The organism is Pontixanthobacter luteolus, assembly GCF_009828095.1.
Taxonomy (GTDB): domain Bacteria; phylum Pseudomonadota; class Alphaproteobacteria; order Sphingomonadales; family Sphingomonadaceae; genus Pontixanthobacter; species Pontixanthobacter luteolus.
The window spans coordinates 128,730-148,523 of record NZ_WTYP01000001.1; the positions used below are offsets into that span (position 1 = coordinate 128,730).

Sequence of the window (19,794 nt, forward strand, 5' to 3'; positions counted from 1 at the left end):
CTAGCTGGGCACCTATTATCGGCACGAAGCGCACCTGATCAATCGAACGACAGGCCGGACGCTTCTGCCTCGGCAATGATTTCGGCACCTGTTTTCATCGGTGTCTCTTGCGAAAAGTCGTAGAATGCGGGCTTTTCGTCGACGAAAATTTGTTGCTCTATTTCGATCCCATCACGGATATCGAACACCCCCGCCGTGAAGCTGTAGTGGTCCGTCGGAGTGAATCGGTACCACAGATTGCTCCCGCAATTCTTGCAGAATGCCCTCTCCGCCCAGTTGGATGACGGGTAGCTGCTGACGTGTTCTTCCCCTGAAATCTCAAAGCTGTCTCCGCTCATCCCCATGAACGGGCCGCCGCCCCATCTGCGGCACATCACGCAGTGACAAACATCGACCACCGGCTTCGCTTGATGCAACTGGATCGATACTTTGCCGCAAAGGCAATGGCCCTCAGCGCTCGCGATTGCGCCCTTCTTTGCATCCGTCATGATCTATCCTCCGTACCTTGAGACGTATCCCAGGATACAGCCATCCGGTTGGCCTGTGCAATGTAGAGGAACGAGAATTTTCGGAACTACCGACCCACGCGTGCATTGACCATACAAACCCCCAACCGGGGTTCCCCCTCAATAATCCAAGGATTAAATTCATGAAAAAATTTGCTATTCCAGCACTTGCATCTGCTCTCGCTCTCGCCGCATGTGGTTCGCCGGCAGAAGTGGACGATACAACCGCTGATACCGAAGCAGTTTCGGCTGAAGCAACTGACACCGGCACCATTGTCGATGTTGCGTCGGGCAATGAAGATTTCTCGACGCTCGTGACAGCAGTAACGACTGCAGGCCTCGGCAACACCTTGGCAGGCGATGGTCCGTTCACCGTGTTCGCACCGACAAACGCAGCGTTCGCCAAGGTACCGGAAGAAACCCTCAACGGTCTGATGACACCGGAAATGAAGGATGATCTTGTCGGCCTTCTTACCTATCACGTCGTCCCGGGCGAAACGAATGCAGCCGCCCTGGTCCAGGCAATCAACGACAATGACGGAAGCTATGAACTCGGCACTGTAAACGGCGGCAAACTGACTGCGACGCTTGATGGCGAAAACGTCATTCTGACCGACGCAGCCGGCGGTACCGCGACTGTGACCGCTACCGATGTGGAAGCATCGAACGGCGTGATCCACGTGATCGATACTGTCGTAATGCCAGGCTGATCCAGCGATATGCAATTGCTTGAAAGGCGGCTCCCTTACGGGGGCCGCCTTTTTTGTTGTGCGCGTGAAATGATGTCAGGTGTACGCTCAGGTGCGCGCCCAACATCATTCGTTTCTCAGAACAGGCCGGGCACCTCGCGCTGCGCCGCAGTCGGGCGATCAGGCTGGAGCAGCTGGCGGCGGTCCAGATTGATCCGTTCATTCTGCGCGCCGGTAAGCCCGGTTCCGGTGATCGCGGTGCAGCTGGCGGCCCCGTCACGCAGGAATGACAGTGCGCGGGCGACCGACGCTTCTGCCGGATCGCCAAGCTGCGCGGTTACGTCGTCTTCGGCGGCACAAGTGTTGGGCACGACAGACGCAAGACCGGTGAAATATTCACCCTGGCCATCGGCATTTTCGGTTTTGAAGGTCACGGCGCGAATCCTGTCATCGCACTCTGCCTTGTCGAACCCGAATTGCCCCACTGGTTTGCCGAACGTGTTGGCACCCACAAGTGCCATGTTGTTGCCCAGATACGGGATAAAGGAATTGGTCACCAGTTCGCTGGCCGATGCCGTTCCGCCGCGCCCGATGAATGCAATTTTCGTGGGTGCGATCGCAGAAACATTCGTGCCGAACAGAGTGGACTCGTTCTCGCTCGCCTTGCTGGGGCGCAAGGTGGTCCGGCTGAACACCTGCCCCACATTGTCACGCCCCATCAAATCGCCCATCAATTCTGCGATCCGGACGAGCCCGCCACCATTATAGCGGAAGTCGACGATGACTTCGGTTATCCCTTGCGCGCGGAAATCGGCAAAACCCGTCCGCAGATCCTGGTCTGCAGAATCAATGAAAGTTCGCAGGTTGATGTAACCGACCAGTTTGCCGCCATCATTGATGACTTTCGCGCCGTATCTGTCCGACACTGGATCGAGCGGGTATTCCGCCTTGCTGACGGAAACCTGCTGCTGCGTTCCATCGTTCAGGCGAATATCGAATGTTCGGGCTACGCCGGGATCGGACGGGCCGAGCCTGTTGACCACGCCCTGCGGCCCTTCATTGGCCATGATGGTCTGGATGGATTCCAGGGTTCCCGCGCTGGTGCCCACCGTCAGGATTTCCACGCCGCGGTCGAACCCTTGCGGAAATGCCGGGGCATTTTCGAACGCCTCAAGAATGAAAACGCGGTTCGCCCCTGTGTCATAGCCGAGCCGGATGCCAAACCCGGCGCTTGATCCGGAACTGAAGAACGCGTTCTCTTCCTCGATCGAGGTAATGTAGGTGAAGCCGCGATCCTTTGATTGCGCCCGGGCGGGGGCGACCAGTGCATCAAGGTAGGATTGCACGGATGCATGCGCGGATTTCTGGACTGTGCGGTCGATCAGGTCAGGGAACAGGTACCATTCGTCGAGAACTGCGAAGGCGAAGTCCTGCCTTGCGGAAAGAGAGCAAGCTGTCGGGGTGGGGGTGCCGCCAGTGCCTCCTCCTCCGCCGCCTGTCGCGCCGCCGCCGGTGATGGGGCTGCCCCCGGAGTCCCCGCCTCCGCAAGCAACGAGCGAAGCGGCGAGCGTGATGCTCAATAGGTTGCGACCAATACCCATGGCGAATTTGCTCCCGATACATCCCCCGTACCGGCCCCAACAGGCCGGAATAACTGGAGAATTAGACGAAGGATGACCGCTGTCAGACGCGTGGGCAAGCAAATATCAGGCTTAATCCGGCATAAATTTCCGACATTGGCAGTGCGCAAAGCACTTTTCGGCCCGAAAATGACACCGGAGCGGTGGAAAACCTGCCAATTCGCCCCAAATTCCCCCTGCGAAGCCTCGCCGCCTCCGCCTCGGCGGCCTAGAACCCTTATTCAAGGAGAAGAATGGAAATGTCCGCTGAACTACCCGACTGGCTGACCCCTGCTTTGGTCAAACCGCACGCGGGACATGCGAAACTTACCGTCGCCCGGCTGGCCGACAGGCGTACCTTGGGACGCGGCGGATTTTCTCTCAAGAGCCCTGCCTTTGAAAATGGCGAAGCGCTCGATCCATGTTTTACCGCTGACGAGGAAGACGCTGTCGCGCCGCCTCTGGAATGGAGCGCGCCTCCTCCCGGCTCTCAGGAAATCGTCCTGTTGGTGGAAGATGCCGATACCAATGGCGACAATCTGACTTGCCACTGGTCTGTCTGGGGTTTGCCGGGACAAAAGGGCATGCTGCTGGAAGGCGAGACGCCGCCGCGTGTCGGCAAGAATTCAAAACGCAATTCGGAATGGCAGCTCCCAGCGCCGCCGGAAAATGATGCGCCGCATCAATATGTATTTCAGATCTTCGCGCTCGACCTTCCACTTACCTTGATGCCTGGCGCCAGCAGTGCCGAGCTGATCAAGTCGATGGAAGGCCATGTCGTCGCTGCAGCGGTGCTGACGGGCACCTATAAGCGCGAAGAAGGTGACGACGAAGAATGGGACGAGGATGACGACTTTGAATAACTTTAAAGCCAACTAGGAAAGGATCATTATCATGGCTGGCAAGAACAATGCACTTCAGAAACCCGTAACTCTTTCGGGTGACCTCGAAAACGTAATCGGCAAGGGCCCTATGACCCGCGCTCAGGTTACCTCGAAGGTCTGGGAATACATCAAGGCGAATGACCTGCAGGACAGCAAGGACAAGCGTCAGATCAATCCCGATGCGAAACTTGGCGCGGTAATCGGCAAAGACCAGATTTCCATGTTCAAGATGACTGCTGCGGTTTCGAAGCACCTCACCTAAGATCGTTTACGATTTGGGGCGGAGCGGCCAATTGGTCGCTCCGCTTACCCACAGCGCAAGCCAGATGATAAGCGGCTGCGCAATCATACGAGGCACATGATTGGCGAGACCCATACCGCCATCTTCCCGTGCAAGATCCATCCCAAAATGATTGATATTGGCCGGCCATACGCACAGCGCGTACAGGGCAAGTCCAATTCCCGCTGCCATGCGCAAGCGCGGCGACCACGGCTGAATCAGCCCGGCCGCGCCTAGCAATTCCGCGATCCCGGTCCACAATACGACCGCCTCCGGATAGGGGACCCAACCGGGCATTATCGTTAGAAAACCCCGCGGCGCGGCGATGTGAAAATAACCGGCGGCAGCATAGAATGCGGCCAAAACCCATCGCAGAATTGGCCGCATCGCGAACTTCCTGTTCACGATGCCGCACCCCTGCCAGCGCCGATTAGTCCGATCGTGACGGCTACAGCCATGTTCATTTCCGCTTGCTCCCCCTTTCCACCGCCTGTGAATGCGATAGAACTTAACCAAACCATAGGGTCATGATACCGAGATCGTAAATGAAAAAGCTCGCACTGCTCCCGCTTATCGCGCTGATGGCGTCGCCCGCTGCCGCACAGTCTGCGGAAGAGATCGCTGCCGCAGCGCTGGAGGCTGCACCGGTTTGGGACGGGCATAATGACGTCCCGATTCAGCTTCGCGGGCGGTTTCGCAATGTGATCGCCGATTTTGATTTCGAGGATACAACCGACACCGGTCCCGAACATTCCGAGGGGCGCACAATGCACACCGACCTTGCACGGCTGCGTGAAGGGAAGGTTGGGGCGCAGTTCTGGTCGGTTTACGTCACCGCAGCACTGAGCGAGCCCGAAGCAGTGCAAGCGGTGATCGAACAGATCGATGTGACCAAGCGGCTCATTTCCCGTTATCCCGATGATCTGGCGCTCGCGCTGACCGCTGACGAAGTCGAAAAGGCGGTCGCCGAAGGACGCATCGCTTCGCTGATGGGTATGGAAGGCGGCCATTCGATCGGATCGAGCCTCGCGGTGCTTCGCCAGACTTACGAGATCGGTGCGCGCTACATGACGCTGACGCATTCAAAGAACACGCCCTGGGCGGATAGCGCAACCGACACCCCGCAGCATGATGGCCTGACGGATTTCGGCAAGGATCTGGTGCGCGAAATGAACCGGATCGGGATGCTGGTCGACCTCAGCCATGTCAGCGAGAAAACCATGCATGATGCGTTGGACGTGGCAAAGGCTCCGGTGATTTTCAGCCATTCGGGCGCGCGCGCGATCAATGGGCACGCGCGTAACGTGCCTGACAGCGTGCTGTCACGGCTGCCTGAAAATGGCGGTATCGTGATGATTGTGGGCCTGCCAGGCTTCCTGAACGAAGATGCGCGGCAATGGTATTCGGCGCGTGAGGCCGAACAGACGCGGCTGTCAGTCCTGTGGCAAGGGCAACCCGCCGCAGTCGAGGCAGCCATGGCCGAATGGGACGCGGCCAATCCGGTGCCGATGGCGACGATTGCCGACATGGCTGATCACATTGATCAGGTGCGCAAGATGGCCGGGATCGATGCGATCGGAATTGGCGGAGACTACGACGGGATGCCAACTGGGCCGGTCGGAATGGAAGACGTGGCCGGTTACCCCGCGCTGTTCACAGAACTGGCGCGGCGCGGTTATTCGCAAGCCGACCTTGAGAAGATATCGTTCGGCAACATGATGCGCGTGCTGCGTGCCGCAGAAGCATACAAGGCCAGTGTGGCCACAATGCCTGCAATCGAAACCCCAGTCCCCGAGTGAGCGGACGCATGTGACGGCCAAACAAAGAGGCCTCCGTCCCTGTGTCAGGACGGAGGCCTTTTTTTTTGGCGGGAGTATCAGCCAGCCGTTTCGGGCAAGTCGCTCCTGTCTGTGGATGCCATCGTTTCGAGTTCATCCTCTGACATGGTCTCGTACATTTGCTTCGATGCGCCTTGCAGGTCGGAACTGTCCTGCTCTCCGCGTTTCGCGGCAAGCGCTGCACCGGCAGCCTGCTGCTGCGCTTTCGAACTGGCTTTGGGCATCAGTCCTGCGCCTTCAGCTCTGAACCGCGCTTCAAGACTTCGTCGCCGTCTTCCTGTTTGATCAGGTAGGCCGGATTGTCACTGTCGCCGACCTTGGTCACCTCGGTCCCCTGAAGCGTGCGCGTTACTTCACGCTCGAACCGATCCTTGATCTGGCCCTTGCCTTCGCCGTTGCCCCAGTTCCATTTGACATACTGGTCGGTCTGGAAACTATTCGAGTTGCTCATTGAATTCTCCGATGGTTTGTCCCGTCCATCAGCCGGCCAAAAGGGCCTCCCGGCAGCTTAGTTTGCGATGCCGGTATCGATTTCGTCAGCATCGTCGCTGACAATACTGTCGGTCTGGTCGCCTGCGCGTTCTTCGCCCACGGTGGATTCTGAAATCCCGCTCATTGTGGCTTCTTCTTCGACATCACCTTGGCTTAGCGCGCCGGTGATCCAGATGATCGACATGATGGCAATTGCTAGGAACAGTCCGATACCAAGTACCCAGCGCATATGGCCGGTCTTGGTGCCGCCGCTGGCATCCGTTTCGTCGATGTGAATTTCTTCGCCTTCTTTATGCATGTCTCTAGCTCCCGAGAAAAGGGTGCGACCCCCTGTTACAGCTATCGAACGGTCAATTGACCGACCGGTTCCGGGAGCGTGCGATCAGTCGCGCAGCAATTCGTTGATCCCGGTCTTCTCGCGGGTTTGTGCGTCAACGGTTTTTACAATGACTGCGCAGGCGAGCGACGGGCCGCCATTCGGATCGGGCAGGGTGCCTGGTACGACAACCGAATAGGGCGGAATGAAGCCGCGCGAAATCTCGCCTGTTTGCCGGTTCACGATTTTCGTCGACGCAGTGACGAACACGCCCATGGCTACCACTGCGCCTTCGCCGACAATAACGCCTTCGACGATTTCGGAACGTGCACCGATGAAGCAATTATCGCCGATGATCGTCGGATTGGCCTGCATCGGTTCGAGCACTCCGCCAATGCCGGTGCCGGCAGAGATATGACAATTCTTGCCGATCTGCGCGCACGATCCGATCGAGCCCCAGGTGTCCACCATGGTGCCTTCGCCGACATACGCGCCGATATTGACGAAGCTGGGCATCAGAACGCAGCCTGGCGCGATATAGCTGCCGGCACGGGCAATGGCGCCGGGCACCACCCGAAAGCCGGCTTCGCGGAAACGCGCATCGTCCCACCCGGCAAATTTGCTCGGGACTTTATCGAATGCAGGATGGCCGGCGGAACCGCCGTCCATTACCATGTTGTCATTGAGCCGAAAGCTCAGCAACACAGCCTTCTTCAGCCATTGATTGACCTTCCAGCCGCCATTGCCATCAGGTTCTGCAACACGGCCTTCGCCACTGTCGAGCATAGCCAGCGCTGCCTGAACGTGCTCGCGCACATCGCGGCTATCCTGGCTTACATTGGCGCGGTCTTCCCATGCGGCGTCGATGGCGGTTTCAAGATTGGCTGTCATGATTGCTCCGGATGTGGCTTCAGGATGCGCTGCTAGCCCTCGCCGCCAGCGGCGGCAAGGGTGCAGGCAGAGCGGGCTGGATTACATCCCGGCTTGCTTGGCAAAATGATGCGCGCGTTCCACCAGCGGGATTACGCGATCGGACATTTTCCTCGCGTGCGCGCTCGATGCGGTGCCATCGATAACGCGTTTCTTGATGCCCTGGATGATTCCGGCGAGGCGGAACAGATTGTATGCGAAATACCAGTCCATTGGCGGCACGGGATACCCGGTGCGGGCCACGTAGCGCTCGGTCGCTTCCTCGATTGTCGGTATGCCGAGCGCCTTGTGATCCAGTCCGCCAATTCCGGCGCGGCCATCGACCGGACTGATCCAGTTGAGCATCAGGTAGCTGAAGTCACCGATAGGATCGCCCAGGGTCGACAATTCCCAATCCAGCACCGCAATCACGCGGGGCTCGGTCTTGTGGAAGATCATGTTGTCGAGCCGGTAATCGCCGTGCACGATGCTGCTGGCGTGCTGTTCTGGAATGGTCGTTGGAAGCCATTCGATCAGCTCGTCCATTTCCGGAATCACTTCTGTTTCCGACAGCTTGTATTGTTTGGACCAACGGGCGATTTGCCGCGCGCAATAATCGGTCGGCTTGCCAAAATCGCTCATCCCGACGGCTTCGACGTCGGTCATGTGCAGATCGGCCAGCGTATCGATCATCGCGTTATAGATGGCTGTGCGCTCATCCTTGTCGGATGCGGGCAGGGCACCGTCCCACAGGCTGCGGCCGTCGGCCATGCTCATGATGAAGAACATCGATCCGATGACATCACGGTCTTCGCACAGTCCATAGGCCTTGGGCACAGGGAAACCGGTTGGACCCAGCGCGGCCATGGCCTTGTATTCACGGTCGACCGCGTGTGCGCTGGGCAGCAGTTTGCCGAATGGCTGGCGCCGCAGGACATAAGACCGGTCAGGGGTGTCGATCCGGTATGTCGGGTTCGATTGGCCGCCCTTGAATTTGGACAATGTCAGGGGGCCGGAAAACCCCTCGACATTGGCTTCCATCCATTCCGTAAGCCTGGCTTCGTCAAGCTTGTCCGCGTCGGGCACCTCAACGGTGCCGACCATTTCCTTTTCATAATCCATCTCGTCTGCCCTCAGTCGAAAACAATGACGGAGCGGGCGCTGTGGCCCTCGCGCATCCGGTCGAAGCCCTTGTTGATGTCTTCCAGCGGGATCCGTTCGGCAATGATCGTATCGAGGTCGAGCAGACCGCGCATGTAGAAATCAACCAGCCGCGGCAGATCCACCGGGAAATGGTTTTCACCCATGATCGCGCCCTGCAATTTCTTGCCCGAAAGCAGGTCCATCGCGCCGAGGCCGACCTTGCAATCGAGCGGCATCATGCCGAGGATAATCGCGGTGCCGCCGCGCCTGAGCGATGCGACCGCCAGATCCGCGGACGCCTGCCGGCCAACGGCCTCGATCGCGTAATGCACGCCGCCCTTGGTCATGGAGATGATCTGCTTTGCTGCATCGGGCGCCAGCGCGTCGACGGTGTGCGTCGCACCCAGCACCTTGGCCAGTTCGCGCTTTTCCTCCAGCGGATCGGCCGCGATGACCATGCCTGCACCGGCGATCTTGGCCGCGTTGATCGCAGCAAGGCCAACCCCGCCGCACCCGATCACTACCACGGTTTCACCCGGTGTCAGGTTTGCCGCATTGAAGATCGTGCCGGCCCCTGTTGTAACGGCGCAACCGATCAGCGCAGCGCGGTCCAGCGGCATGTCCTTGTCGATGGCGACGCAGGCATGTTCGTGGATCAGCATTTGTTCGCTGAATGCCGACAGGTTGAGCATCTGGTTGACCATTTCATCGCCATTGCGGGTGATGCGCACCGGTGCATCGGCCGGACGGCGTGTATCAGCACCAAGGCACAGGAACATCCGGCCGGTGACGCAGAATTCGCAGTGGCCGCAGAATGCCGAAAGGCACGAGACGACATGGTCTCCCGGCTTCACTGTCTTCACCTCGCTGCCCACAGCACGGACGACACCCGCTGCCTCATGCCCGGGAATTGCGGGCAGGGCATGCGGATATGCGCCGTCGATGAAATGCAGGTCAGAGTGGCAAAGCCCGCAAGCCTTGGTGTCGATCAGCACCTCGTGCGGTGCCGGCTCTCCCAGTTCGACCTCGCCAATGACGAGGCCGTTACCGGGTTTCTCCAGGATAGCTGCCTTGACCATTAGCGGGTCGCCGCCAGGTCGCCGGAGCTGATATCGCTGCCGGTGGGAGCAGGGCCTTTGCCGTCACGCAGGGCGTTTGCCGTCGGGCCGGGGTTCGGCATGTGCTTGGCAAATTCCATGCGCGCGATCGAGCGGGCGTGCACTTCGTCAGGACCGTCAGCCAGACGCAGAGTGCGCTGGTGGGCATAGGCGCTGGCAAGGCCGTAATCGTTGGATACACCGCCGCCGCCATGGGCCTGGATCGCATCATCGATGATCTGCAGCGCCATATTCGGGGCCTGCACCTTGATCATGGCGATTTCCTGCTTGGCGACCTTGTTGCCGACCTTGTCCATCATGTCGGCAGCCTTGAGGCACAGCAGACGGGTCATCTCGATGTCGATGCGGGCACGGGCAACGCGCTCTTCCCAAACCGAGTATTTGTAGATCGGTTTGCCGAAAGCTTCGCGTTCCTGAAGGCGGCGGCACATCTTGGCCAGCGCTTCTTCTGCGACGCCGATTGTGCGCATGCAGTGATGGATGCGGCCAGGCCCGAGGCGGCCCTGCGCGATCTCGAACCCGCGGCCTTCGCCAAGCAGCAAGTTGCTGACGGGGACGCGCACGTCGGTCAGTTCAACTTCCATATGGCCGTGCGGCGCATCGTCGTAACCGAACACCGGCAGGTGGCGCAGGATGTTTACGCCCGGCGCATCCATCGGAACGAGAACCTGCGACTGCTGCGCGTGGCGCTGTGCGCCGGGATTGGTCTTGCCCATGACGATCGCCACCTTGCAGCGCGGATCGCCCAGACCCGACGACCACCACTTGCGGCCGTTGATGACATATTCGTCACCGTCACGTTCAATGCGTGTTTCGATGTTGGTCGCGTCCGAAGATGCGGTGAAGGGTTCGGTCATCAGGAAGGCCGAACGGATTTCACCGTTCATCAGCGGCTTGAGCCACTCGTCTTTCTGTTCGCGCGTGCCGTACCGGTGGAACACTTCCATGTTGCCGGTGTCAGGCGCGGAACAGTTGAACACTTCGCTTGCCCAGCCAACGCGGCCCATTTCCTCTGCACAAAGGGCATATTCGAGGTTGGTTAGGCCGGGGCCTTCGAATTCGAAGCTGTCATCCACATGGCTCAGCTGGCCCTGCGGCGGCATGAACAGGTTCCAGATGCCCTGCGCCTTGGCTTTCACCTTCATGTCTTCGATGATCGGAATGACCTTCCAGCGGTCACCCTCTTCATCCTGCTGCCGATACGTTTCCGTGTTGGGGCGAATGTTCTTTTCGATGAAATCGCGCACGCGGTCGCGCCAGTGGGTTTGCCGGTCTGTCAGGTCGAAGTTCATGAGTATTCCTTTCTGATTCGAAGAATGGCTTAGGGTATCAATTGGCCGCCGTCGACGTCAGCACGTGCGGCGGCATTGAGAGTGGCAAGGCGCGCTTCGTGTTCGGCGCGGTCGATCGGGAAGCGGAGCAGGAACAATGCAGAGGTCACGCCCAGAACCACGATCAGGATGCAATATTGCAGAATCAGACTGTCGATCACCGGAGACGCAACCTGACCCGGAACGGCTTTTTCAGGCAGCCCCGCAATGGCGACGATCAGGCCGGTTACGAAGATGCCAACCCCGGTCGCGCATTTCTGGATGAACCAATAGCCTGAATAAAATGATCCCTCTGCCCGGCGCTGGGTCCGCTCTTCGAAAGCCTCGACGATTTCCGCGACCATCGAGGATGCCGATATCATCACCATGACCCCGAATGTGTTGCTGAACAGGACGAAACCGAACAGCAGCATGGTGGATGCGGGGGTGCCCAGTTCGGGCCATGCGCCGGCACTGAACAGGGCGTAGGGGATGAGGTAGATGACCATCGAAATGACCGTGGCGGCCGCTGCAACCTTCGGTTTGCCCCATTTGCGATGTGCAGGGCCAAGCGTCACAAAAGTCAGGACAACGCTGAGGAACAGGACAATCGGATAATAGAACAGATCGCTCTCGGAAAACTGCCACACGAACAGGTAAAGGTAATTCGACAATGCGAAGGTCATTCCCTGGCTCACATAAGCGCCCAGTGCGCCGCCTGCGAGGATGAGGAACGCCCGTTCCGACAACGCCTGCTTGATCTCGCTGAAGGCGGTGCGGAAACTGAAAGGCGGCGGCTTGTCCTTTGGCAGTTTTGCAACCCGGCTGTGCTGGCCCATCGCGGACAGCAGCACGGACACCGCCATCACCACCGCGCCGAAAACGCCGTAAGCCGCGTAGCCATCTGCCGATAGCAGGCTGTCGGCAAGAAACACCTGATAGGCCAGGAACAGGATCAGCAATCCGCCGGTCCATCCGAACAGGAACCGGTATCTGAACAATGTGGTCCGCTCGTCGTAATCGCTGGTCAGTTCGGGGACCAGCGATGTCGAGGGAACTTCGCACGCGGAAAGCAGCAGACGCACGAGCACCGCCAAACCGAGCAGTCCGAAGAAGCTCGGGGTGCCATCAACCGGCGGCTGCCACAGCAGCACCCACACAATCGCAAGCGGAATGGGCGCTGCGTAGAGCCAGGGCAGCCGGCGGCCCCACCGTGTATAGGTCCGGTCAGACAGGTTGCCGAGCAAAGGATCGACAAACGCATCGATAATCAGGGCGAGGGCGAGGGCCAGACTGACCAGCTGCGCCTCCATGCCCAGCACCTGGTTGTAGAAAATCAGCAGGAAAACGGAGAACCCGTTGTCCTTCACCCCGAATGCCACCGCGCCAAAGCCGTGGAACAGCTTGATCCGCATTGGCAGAGTCTGGGTTTGCGTTTCAGCGGTCACTGCTGGTTAGCCTCCGCCAAAGCGCGCAGGGCCTCGAACATATCGGGTTCTTTCGGATCCCATGAGTATTTGGGACCGATGGTTATCCCGCCATCGACGATGATCGATGTGCCGTTGACGAAGGATGCCTCTTCGCTGGCGAGGAAGGCCATGGCATTGGCGATGTCTTCCGACTGACCGCCGCGGGCGACAGGCTGCGCGCCGGCAGACATGGCGGCAATCGCTTTCTTGCCGATTTCGGCTTGCTCTCCGCTGAGCTCGAGCGAGTTGGTGAAGATGTTGGTGTTGATGAAGCCCGGCTGGATCGCGTTGACGCGGATCTGGTGCTTGGCAAGATCGGCGGCTGACATCTTCGTCAGATGCAGCACGCCCGCCTTGGCCACGGCATAGGCGTTGGGCGAATATCCGGGGCCAACCGCGGCAACGCTCGACGTGTTGATGATCGATGCGTTCTTGCGCCCGATCATGTGCGGTACGGCATAGCGGATGCCGAACGCGACGGACCGCAACAGCAGGTCCATGGTGCGGTCCCAGCCTTCCGGCTCGATCTCGTCGATCGGCGCGCCGTCACCCCCGGCACCTGCATTGTTGAACACGATGTCGATGCCGCCGGTTTCCGCAGCCGCACGGTCCATCAACGCCTTGATATCTTCCGTGCTGGTGACATCGCAGTGTTGGAAATGAATCGCGCCATTGGACTGCGAGGCAAGTTCCGCGCCGCCTTCTTCGTCAATATCGGCAGCGAAGACAGTTGCGCCTTCGCTGGCCAATAGCAGCACGGATGCCTTTCCAATGCCCGATGCAGCACCGGTTACGACAGCAGTCTTGCCTGAGAATCGCATATACCTCTCCCAAGGTTTGTATGGCTGCCAGCTTAGGCTTGGCGCGGGTCTCGTCAACGCTGCACTCGCTGACGCTACGGCAAGGCGCGAAAGCATGCTCCCGCTTGCACGACCCTGCCTTTTGCCCTTAACGTAAACGGCAATTGGAGAGGGGTTTTACAGCCCTGTAAACCGAGTCGAGAGGAACACATCATGGCAGATCTGGAAACTTTCCGCGCAGAGACACGGAGTTGGCTTGAAGCCAACTGCCCGGACGAAATGCGGCAGCCCGTAAGGGACGAAGAAGACGTTTATTGGGGCGGCCGCAAAGCCACCTTCAAGAACGATGCGCAAAAGGCGTGGTTCGATGCGTGCGTCGCCAAGGGGTACACCGTTCCGGCATGGCCGAAAGAATATGGCGGCGCCGGATTGAGCGCGCCCGAGGCGAAGATTCTGCGCGAAGAAATGGGCCGGATCAATGCACGCCCGCCGCTTTCCAGCTTCGGCATCTGGATGCTTGGCCCTGCGCTGCTGAAGTTCGGCACGGAGGCGCAAAAGCTGCGTTTCCTGAACGAAATCGCGCGCGGCGAAATCCGCTGGTGCCAGGGTTACTCGGAGCCGGGTTCGGGTTCGGACCTCGTCTCGATGCAGACTTTTGGCGAGGACAAGGGCGATCATTGGGAAGTGAACGGCCAGAAAATCTGGACTTCGTATGCTGACCATGCCGACTGGATTTTCTGCCTCGTGCGGACCGACAAGACGAACAAGTATCAGGGCATCACCTTCATGCTGTTCGACATGGAAAGCCAAGGCGTCGCGACCAAGCCGATCCTGCTGATCAGCGGCAACAGCCCGTTCTGCGAAACTTTCTTCGACGATGTGAAGGTGCCGAAGGAATACGGCGAAGGCATTCCTGCGCAGGTCGGTGAAGTGAACCGCGGCTGGGACGTCGCTAAATATCTTCTTGGGCACGAACGTGAAATGATTTCCGGTGCCGATGGGGGTGATCGGACGTCTGCGATTGGTGCAGCAATGCTGCGGCAAACGGGTGAGCTTGATGCTGTTCTTCGAGCCGAGCTCGCCATGTTCGACGTGGATGCGCTTGCTTACGGCGCCATGGGCGAGAAATTTCTCGACGAGATGAAGGCAGGCAAAGGTCATCCCGCACAGCCGAACATGATGAAATATGTCGGGACGGAGCTGAACAAGCGCCGTCACGAACTGATGATGTCGGCTGGCGGTTCGACCAGCCTGGAGTGGGACAGCGAAGAAACCGGCGGCGGCAAGCCATCGCGTAATTGGCTGCGCACCAAGGCCAATTCCATCGAAGGCGGCACCAGCGAAGTGATGCTGAACGTCGTTTCCAAACGTATCCTCGACCTGCCGGGAGCCTGATCAATGCCGCTATATCACGATGAAGATCAGGCGATGCTCGCCGACACTGCCGCTCAGTTCATGGCTGAGGAAGGCGCGATTGCAAAACAGCTGCGCCATTGGCGCGACCGCGATTGCAAAGACGGTTTCGGCCACGAATTGTGGAAACAGTTCGCCGAAATGGGTTTTACCGGAATTCTGGTGAACGAAGACGATGGCGGCATGGGCATGGGTAATGTCGAAGCCGGCATCGTCCTTGAACAAATCGGCCGTAATCTCACCCCGTCTCCGTTTCTCACCAGCTCCGTCCTTGCGGCGACTGCGCTGAAAGACGGAAGCGATGATCTGCGCGGACGTTATCTGCCGGGCCTGCTGTCAGGTGACAGCGTCTTTGCAGTGGCGATCGACGAGGGCGCGAAGCACCGCCCCGAAAGGATCAAGACAAAGGCGGAAAAATCGGGTAACGGTTTCAAGCTTTCGGGCCAGAAGGACTTTGTCGTTCACGGCGCGAGTGCAGACATGATCGTGGTCGCTGCGCGCACATCCGGTTCGGATGACGATGAGGACGGCATCACGCTTTTCGCGGTGCCCAGGGATGCAGCGGGCCTCGATCATGCCGCTGTCCGGTTGGTCGACAGCTCTGTCGCAACGCACATGAAGCTGGACGGTGTCGAGCTGGATGGAGATGCGGTTATCGGCGAAGTCGATGGCGGACGCGAAGTTCTCAACAAGGTGCTCAACGCAGGCCGGCTCGGCGCAGCAGCGGAAGGCTGCGGCGTTGCAGGCGGCGCGATGGACATGACCATCGATTACCTCAAGCAGCGCAAGCAATTCGGCAAGCTGATTGGCGAATTCCAGGCGCTTCAGCACCGTGCAGCGCACCTTTATTCCGAAGTCGAAATCGCACGCGCGGTGACGATCAAGGCCGGGCAGCTGCTTGATGCAGGCAGCGAACAATCCGACCTGATGGTCTCCGTCGCCAAGGCAAAAGTCGCAAAGGCGGCTGGCCTTGCGGTGAAAGAAGGCGTTCAGATGCACGGCGGCATCGGAATGACCGACGAATATGACATCGGCCTGTATATGAAGCGCGACCGTGCGCTGCAGGAATTCCTGGGCGATGCCTATTACCACGCAGGGCGCGTTGCCCAGATGAGCGGATACTAAGGAGAACGAACGATGATGAAACTGACTGATTTGTTCGGCCTCCAAGGCAAGATCGCTCTGGTAACCGGCGGCTCGCGCGGGATTGGCAAGATGATCGTGGAAGGCTTGCTCGAAGCGGGCTGCGCCAAGGTTTATATTGTCGCCCGCAAGAAAGAGCAGGTCGATGAAACCTCTGCCGAACTGGGCGATAAAGTTATCGGTTTGACCGGTGATCTTTCGCAGATGGAAGGGATCAAGGCGTTGGCTGACGATCTGGCCAGCCGCGAAGAAAAGCTGGACCTGCTAGTGAATAATGCCGGTGCCGCATGGGGCGAACCGTTCGAGGAATTTTCAGAGGCCGGCTGGGACCGGACGATGGACCTGAACGTGAAGACACCGTTCTTTCTGACGCAAAAGCTGCTGCCTTTGCTCAAGGCCGCGGGAACTAAGGAACGTCCGGCCAAGGTGCTGATGATCGCCTCGATCGACGGGATGAAGTCGAACCCGTGGCCGACTTACCCGTACCAGGCATCGAAAGCTGGCCTGATCCACCTGACCCGGCGGATGGCCGCAGAACTGGTTAGCCACAATATCATCGTCAACGGCATCGGCCCGGGGGCCTTCCCCAGTGCGATGAACCGTGCAGCACGCGACAATGCAGACCTGGTGGAAAAGGGCATCCCTTCGCGGCGTGTGGGTGTGACCGAAGATATGGCTGCGGGTGCGATCTACCTGCTCAGCCGCGCAGGCGACTATGTCGTGGGTACGACTATTCCGATCGATGGAGGCGTGGTGAACGCCAATATCGGTGCAGGCAATTTCGTTGATCCGTCAGGCACCTGATAGCTGCAAAATGCGTATTCAAGAAAGGCCGCCGGAGCGATCCGGCGGCCTTTTCTGTTGAAGTGCCTTATTCCATCAATTCGCGCACGAACGGGATCAGCCCGGTCTGGCGCGTGCGCTTCATCCGTTCGGCATGCAGTATCTCGCGGACCTTGACGAAGCACTGGTCGACATCGTCATTGATGACGACATAATCGTATTCTGCCCAGTGGCTGATTTCGCCGCGGGCCCGGTCCATCCGGCCTTCGATTACATCGGCGGTGTCTGTCCCGCGCGATTCGAGGCGGCGGCGAAGTTCGACCAGGCTGGGCGGCAGGATAAACACGCTCACCACATCCTGCTGGTCTTTCTGATAAAGCTGCTGGGTGCCCTGCCAGTCGATATCGAACAGGAAATCCTGCCCTTCTTTCAGTCCCGACCGGATATACCCCTTCGGCGTGCCGTAGCGGTGATTGAACACATGCGCCCATTCGTAGAAATCATCTTTTTCGACCATTTCATCGAACTGGGCTTCGCTGACGAAGTGATAATCAATCCCGTCAATCTCGCCTTCGCGGCGCGGACGCGTGGTCGCAGATACGGAGAGTTTGATTTCCTCATCCGCTGTCAGCAGCATGTGCGAAATGGTTGTCTTTCCCGCGCCCGAGGGGGAGGAAAGAATGAACATGAGTCCGCGGCGGTGGAGATCTTCTTGGTCGGCCATGCCCGCTAATGCGTCAGGCATAGCTGCGAAATCAAGGCCGGATGCGGAATATCCGCGCCCTTAGCTGTCTTTCGACTGCTCGATCAGCGCCTTGTCTCCGGCACGCTTGGACTTGCGACGTTTCTGGCTGCGGTCAAACAGCGTCTTGGCCACCACGCCGCCGCCAACGACGATCGCGCCCGGAAGTGACCGTGTGGCGACCTTTGCCAAGGCAAACGAAACGATGTTTTGCCCCAGCGTCTTGTTCTGGACGATATTGCTGGCGGTTTCCTTGCCATAACGGCCGCTCAGGAAACCTTTTTCAACTGCGCTGCGCAGGACATACGACCCGGCGCGCATGGCAATGTCTGCCATGATCAGATTGGTTGCGGGATTGGTGCTGGGGCCGGGCACCTCTGCGGCATCACCCGGCGTATGTTCGCGCGCCTCTGCAATCGCATCTGCGCCGCTTTCTGAAACATGTTTGACCATAGATTTATCCGCCCCTGCACGGCGCGGACCCAAGCTGCCGCCGGTCTGCGCCTATTTCTTGCGGCCGAAATCGACCGTGACGACGTTTGAGCCGTCTTCGCTTTCTGTAACGGCTGGATGCTCGCCCGGTTCCGGAACGTCATTCTCTGCATCTTCATGCTCTTCGGGTGACATGTCGGCGACAGTTGCCTGAAACTGCAGGCCGAAATCGACCGCCGGATCGACAAACGCAGTGATGGCCGAAAACGGGATGTCCAGCTTGGCCGGCACCGCGTTAAAGCTGAGGCCGACGGTGAACCCGTCATCATCAACGCCCAGGTCCCAGAACTTGTTCTGCAGGACGATGGTCATTTCGTCAGGAAAGCGTTCACGCAGGCTGGTGGGGATCGATACGCCCGGTGCGCCGGTCTTGAACGTGATGTAGAAATGATGGTTGCCGGGCAGCTCGCTGCCCATTTCGACGATTTGTCCGAGCACGCGGCCAACCACGGCACGCAGTGCTTCTTGTACGATCTCGTCGTAGGGGATCATGCTATCGGGCGTTTCGTCACTCATATCGGTTGCTAGGTGGCGAGATGCACGCGCATGGTCAAGCGGGAATAGAGGAATGTCATCAATCCTCATGCTTGCGCGTCCATTTGGAGCGCGTATAGCGCACCGCATGCGTACAGCCCGAATAGAACGAAACACCGCCGAAACGAAGATCGAGGTCGAAGTAAACCTCGATGGCACCGGCAAATATGACGTATCGACCGGCATAGGATTTCTCGACCACATGGTGGAGCAGTTCAGCCGCCATTCGTTGATTGATGTGACGATGAAGATCGACGGCGATTTGCATGTCGATCAGCATCACACGACCGAAGACAGCGCGCTCGCCCTGGGGCAGGCACTGGCGCAGGCGATGGGCGACAAGGCGGGCATCGGGCGATATGGCACGGCCTATTCCCCGATGGACGAAACGCTGGCCCGGGTCGCGCTGGATATTTCAGGGCGCCCCTATCTGGTGTGGAAGGCAGGCTTCAGCCAGGAAAAGCTGGGCGAATGGGATACCGAACTGATCGAACACTGGTTCCATTCCGTGTCGCAGACCGCGGGCATCACGCTCCACATCGAACTGATTTACGGAACCAACAACCACCACATCTGCGAAGCGATCTACAAGGGTTTTGCCCGCGCTATGCGCACCGGTGTCGAACTGGACCAGCGCAAGGGCGGGGCAATTCCCAGCACCAAGGGGCAGCTAGGTGGCTGAAGCAATCGCGCTGATCGATTACGGCGCGGGCAACCTGCATTCGGTCGAGAACGCGCTGAAAGCGGTCGGCGCGAAGGTCGCCGTTACCGCCGATCCCGATGTCGTCCGCGCGGCAGACCGGATCGTGCTGCCCGGTGTCGGATCGTTCAAGGCTTGTGCCGAAGGGCTTAAATCCATCGACGGGCTTGTCGAGGCGATGACCGAACGGGTCGAAATTGGCGGCGCGCCATTTCTGGGCATCTGCGTGGGGATGCAATTGCTCGCCACACGCGGGCTCGAACACGGTGAGACAAAGGGCCTGAACTGGATCGCAGGCGCAGTGGAGCGAATCGAAAAAACCGATCCGGCGATCAAGGTGCCGCATATGGGGTGGAACGACGTCGCGCTGACCACCCATGTGCCGAGCCACGATCTGCTCGAGGAAGGCGAGGCCTATTTCCTGCATTCCTATCATTTCGCAGCATCCGACCCGCACCATATTGCCGCAATGACAGATCACGGCGGCGGTCTGGTTGCGGCGGTAGCGCGTGACACTATTGTTGGTGTGCAGTTTCACCCTGAAAAGAGCCAGGCCTACGGATTGGCCTTGCTCGAACGGTTTCTGGACTGGCGCCCTTGATTGGAGTTTTGGC

The 19,794-nt window shown here is 59.0% G+C and carries 24 protein-coding genes; 9 read left to right on the forward strand and 15 right to left on the reverse strand.

Going from position 1 to position 19,794, the window contains the following annotated elements; genetic code table 11:
• Positions 1 to 38 precede the first annotated feature (38 nt).
• The gene (locus GRI43_RS00535) at positions 39 to 488 is read right to left on the reverse strand and encodes a GFA family protein (protein ID WP_160729180.1); all 450 of its coding nucleotides are present in this window, start codon (positions 486 to 488) and stop codon (positions 39 to 41) included.
• A 161-nt stretch (positions 489 to 649) separates the two neighbouring features.
• Between GRI43_RS00535 and GRI43_RS00540 the strand changes: the two genes are divergently transcribed.
• The gene (locus tag GRI43_RS00540) at positions 650 to 1,216 is read left to right on the forward strand and encodes a fasciclin domain-containing protein (protein WP_160729181.1); all 567 of its coding nucleotides are present in this window, start codon (positions 650 to 652) and stop codon (positions 1,214 to 1,216) included.
• Positions 1,217 to 1,332: 116 nt separating this feature from the next.
• Here the strand turns inward: GRI43_RS00540 and GRI43_RS00545 are convergent, their stop codons facing one another.
• On the reverse strand, positions 1,333 to 2,796 hold the full coding sequence (locus tag GRI43_RS00545; RefSeq protein ID WP_160729182.1) for a S41 family peptidase: 1,464 nt from the start codon (positions 2,794 to 2,796) through the stop codon (positions 1,333 to 1,335).
• A gap of 278 nt (positions 2,797 to 3,074) precedes the next feature.
• Between GRI43_RS00545 and GRI43_RS00550 the strand changes: the two genes are divergently transcribed.
• Together GRI43_RS00550 and GRI43_RS00555 are read left to right on the forward strand one after the other, a co-directional pair.
• Positions 3,075 to 3,677: a YbhB/YbcL family Raf kinase inhibitor-like protein gene (locus GRI43_RS00550; RefSeq protein WP_160729183.1), complete on the forward strand. Its 603-nt coding sequence runs from the start codon at positions 3,075 to 3,077 to the stop codon at positions 3,675 to 3,677.
• 31 nt (positions 3,678 to 3,708) lie between these two features.
• Positions 3,709 to 3,960 (forward strand): SWIB/MDM2 domain-containing protein, encoded by a 252-nt coding sequence (locus tag GRI43_RS00555; RefSeq protein ID WP_160729184.1) that lies wholly within the window; start codon positions 3,709 to 3,711, stop codon positions 3,958 to 3,960.
• A gap of 6 nt (positions 3,961 to 3,966) precedes the next feature.
• Here the strand turns inward: GRI43_RS00555 and GRI43_RS00560 are convergent, their stop codons facing one another.
• Positions 3,967 to 4,365 (reverse strand): DoxX family protein, encoded by a 399-nt coding sequence (locus GRI43_RS00560; RefSeq protein ID WP_160730548.1) that lies wholly within the window; start codon positions 4,363 to 4,365, stop codon positions 3,967 to 3,969.
• Between the two features lie 158 nt (positions 4,366 to 4,523).
• Here GRI43_RS00560 and GRI43_RS00565 point away from each other — a divergent pair, with 158 nt between their 5' ends.
• Positions 4,524 to 5,777 (forward strand): dipeptidase, encoded by a 1,254-nt coding sequence (locus GRI43_RS00565; protein ID WP_160729185.1) that lies wholly within the window; start codon positions 4,524 to 4,526, stop codon positions 5,775 to 5,777.
• Between the two features lie 77 nt (positions 5,778 to 5,854).
• Here GRI43_RS00565 and GRI43_RS00570 read toward each other — a convergent pair whose 3' ends face one another.
• The 9 genes from GRI43_RS00570 to GRI43_RS00610 form a co-directional block, all read right to left on the reverse strand.
• A complete protein-coding gene (locus GRI43_RS00570; protein ID WP_160729186.1) occupies positions 5,855 to 6,040 on the reverse strand; it encodes a DUF3008 family protein in 186 nt (61 codons plus the stop codon).
• On the reverse strand, positions 6,040 to 6,267 hold the full coding sequence (locus GRI43_RS00575) for a hypervirulence associated TUDOR domain-containing protein (RefSeq protein ID WP_160729187.1): 228 nt from the start codon (positions 6,265 to 6,267) through the stop codon (positions 6,040 to 6,042). The genes GRI43_RS00570 and GRI43_RS00575 overlap by 1 nt, the downstream gene beginning before the upstream one ends.
• A gap of 57 nt (positions 6,268 to 6,324) precedes the next feature.
• Complete coding sequence (locus tag GRI43_RS00580) at positions 6,325 to 6,606, reverse strand: hypothetical protein (protein WP_160729188.1); 282 nt, start codon at positions 6,604 to 6,606, stop codon at positions 6,325 to 6,327.
• Positions 6,607 to 6,690: 84 nt separating this feature from the next.
• On the reverse strand, positions 6,691 to 7,515 hold the full coding sequence (gene dapD / locus GRI43_RS00585) for a 2,3,4,5-tetrahydropyridine-2,6-dicarboxylate N-succinyltransferase (RefSeq protein ID WP_160729189.1): 825 nt from the start codon (positions 7,513 to 7,515) through the stop codon (positions 6,691 to 6,693).
• A gap of 81 nt (positions 7,516 to 7,596) precedes the next feature.
• Entirely contained in the window at positions 7,597 to 8,655 is a 1,059-nt protein-coding gene (locus GRI43_RS00590; protein ID WP_160729190.1) for a phosphotransferase family protein, read from the reverse strand.
• 11 nt (positions 8,656 to 8,666) lie between these two features.
• Complete coding sequence (locus GRI43_RS00595) at positions 8,667 to 9,755, reverse strand: Zn-dependent alcohol dehydrogenase (protein WP_160729191.1); 1,089 nt, start codon at positions 9,753 to 9,755, stop codon at positions 8,667 to 8,669.
• Positions 9,755 to 11,086 carry an acyl-CoA dehydrogenase family protein gene (locus tag GRI43_RS00600; RefSeq protein WP_160729192.1) on the reverse strand — a complete coding sequence of 444 codons (1,332 nt, stop codon included), beginning with the start codon at positions 11,084 to 11,086 and terminating at the stop codon, positions 9,755 to 9,757. The genes GRI43_RS00595 and GRI43_RS00600 overlap by 1 nt, the downstream gene beginning before the upstream one ends.
• A gap of 29 nt (positions 11,087 to 11,115) precedes the next feature.
• A complete protein-coding gene (locus GRI43_RS00605) occupies positions 11,116 to 12,552 on the reverse strand; it encodes an MFS transporter (RefSeq protein WP_338089987.1) in 1,437 nt (478 codons plus the stop codon).
• Entirely contained in the window at positions 12,549 to 13,394 is an 846-nt protein-coding gene (locus GRI43_RS00610) for an SDR family NAD(P)-dependent oxidoreductase (RefSeq protein WP_160729193.1), read from the reverse strand. Before GRI43_RS00610 ends, GRI43_RS00605 begins: the two co-directional genes overlap by 4 nt.
• Positions 13,395 to 13,586: 192 nt before the next feature.
• On the opposite strand from GRI43_RS00610, the gene GRI43_RS00615 reads away from it, so the two are divergent.
• Genes GRI43_RS00615 through GRI43_RS00625 form a run of 3 tightly spaced genes read left to right on the forward strand, consistent with a single transcriptional unit; the run spans position 13,587 to position 16,733 of the window.
• Positions 13,587 to 14,768, forward strand: coding sequence for an acyl-CoA dehydrogenase family protein (locus GRI43_RS00615; RefSeq protein ID WP_160729194.1), 1,182 nt, complete (start codon positions 13,587 to 13,589; stop codon positions 14,766 to 14,768).
• Between the two features lie 3 nt (positions 14,769 to 14,771).
• The gene (locus GRI43_RS00620; protein ID WP_160729195.1) at positions 14,772 to 15,911 is read left to right on the forward strand and encodes an acyl-CoA dehydrogenase family protein; all 1,140 of its coding nucleotides are present in this window, start codon (positions 14,772 to 14,774) and stop codon (positions 15,909 to 15,911) included.
• A gap of 15 nt (positions 15,912 to 15,926) precedes the next feature.
• Positions 15,927 to 16,733: an SDR family NAD(P)-dependent oxidoreductase gene (locus GRI43_RS00625; protein ID WP_160730550.1), complete on the forward strand. Its 807-nt coding sequence runs from the start codon at positions 15,927 to 15,929 to the stop codon at positions 16,731 to 16,733.
• 67 nt (positions 16,734 to 16,800) lie between these two features.
• Here GRI43_RS00625 and gmk read toward each other — a convergent pair whose 3' ends face one another.
• The 3 genes from gmk to GRI43_RS00640 are packed head-to-tail and all read right to left on the reverse strand — an operon-like array spanning position 16,801 to position 18,462.
• The gene (gene gmk, locus GRI43_RS00630) at positions 16,801 to 17,436 is read right to left on the reverse strand and encodes a guanylate kinase (RefSeq protein WP_160729196.1); all 636 of its coding nucleotides are present in this window, start codon (positions 17,434 to 17,436) and stop codon (positions 16,801 to 16,803) included.
• A 60-nt stretch (positions 17,437 to 17,496) separates the two neighbouring features.
• Entirely contained in the window at positions 17,497 to 17,907 is a 411-nt protein-coding gene (locus GRI43_RS00635; protein WP_202391561.1) for a hypothetical protein, read from the reverse strand.
• Positions 17,908 to 17,958: 51 nt separating this feature from the next.
• The gene (locus GRI43_RS00640; protein WP_160729197.1) at positions 17,959 to 18,462 is read right to left on the reverse strand and encodes an SspB family protein; all 504 of its coding nucleotides are present in this window, start codon (positions 18,460 to 18,462) and stop codon (positions 17,959 to 17,961) included.
• A gap of 106 nt (positions 18,463 to 18,568) precedes the next feature.
• Between GRI43_RS00640 and hisB the strand changes: the two genes are divergently transcribed.
• Positions 18,569 to 19,162, forward strand: a complete 594-nt coding sequence (hisB, locus tag GRI43_RS00645) for an imidazoleglycerol-phosphate dehydratase HisB (protein ID WP_160729198.1) — start codon at positions 18,569 to 18,571, stop codon at positions 19,160 to 19,162.
• Positions 19,155 to 19,781, forward strand: a complete 627-nt coding sequence (gene hisH, locus GRI43_RS00650; protein ID WP_160729199.1) for an imidazole glycerol phosphate synthase subunit HisH — start codon at positions 19,155 to 19,157, stop codon at positions 19,779 to 19,781. The genes hisB and hisH overlap by 8 nt, the downstream gene beginning before the upstream one ends.
• Positions 19,782 to 19,794 lie beyond the last annotated feature (13 nt).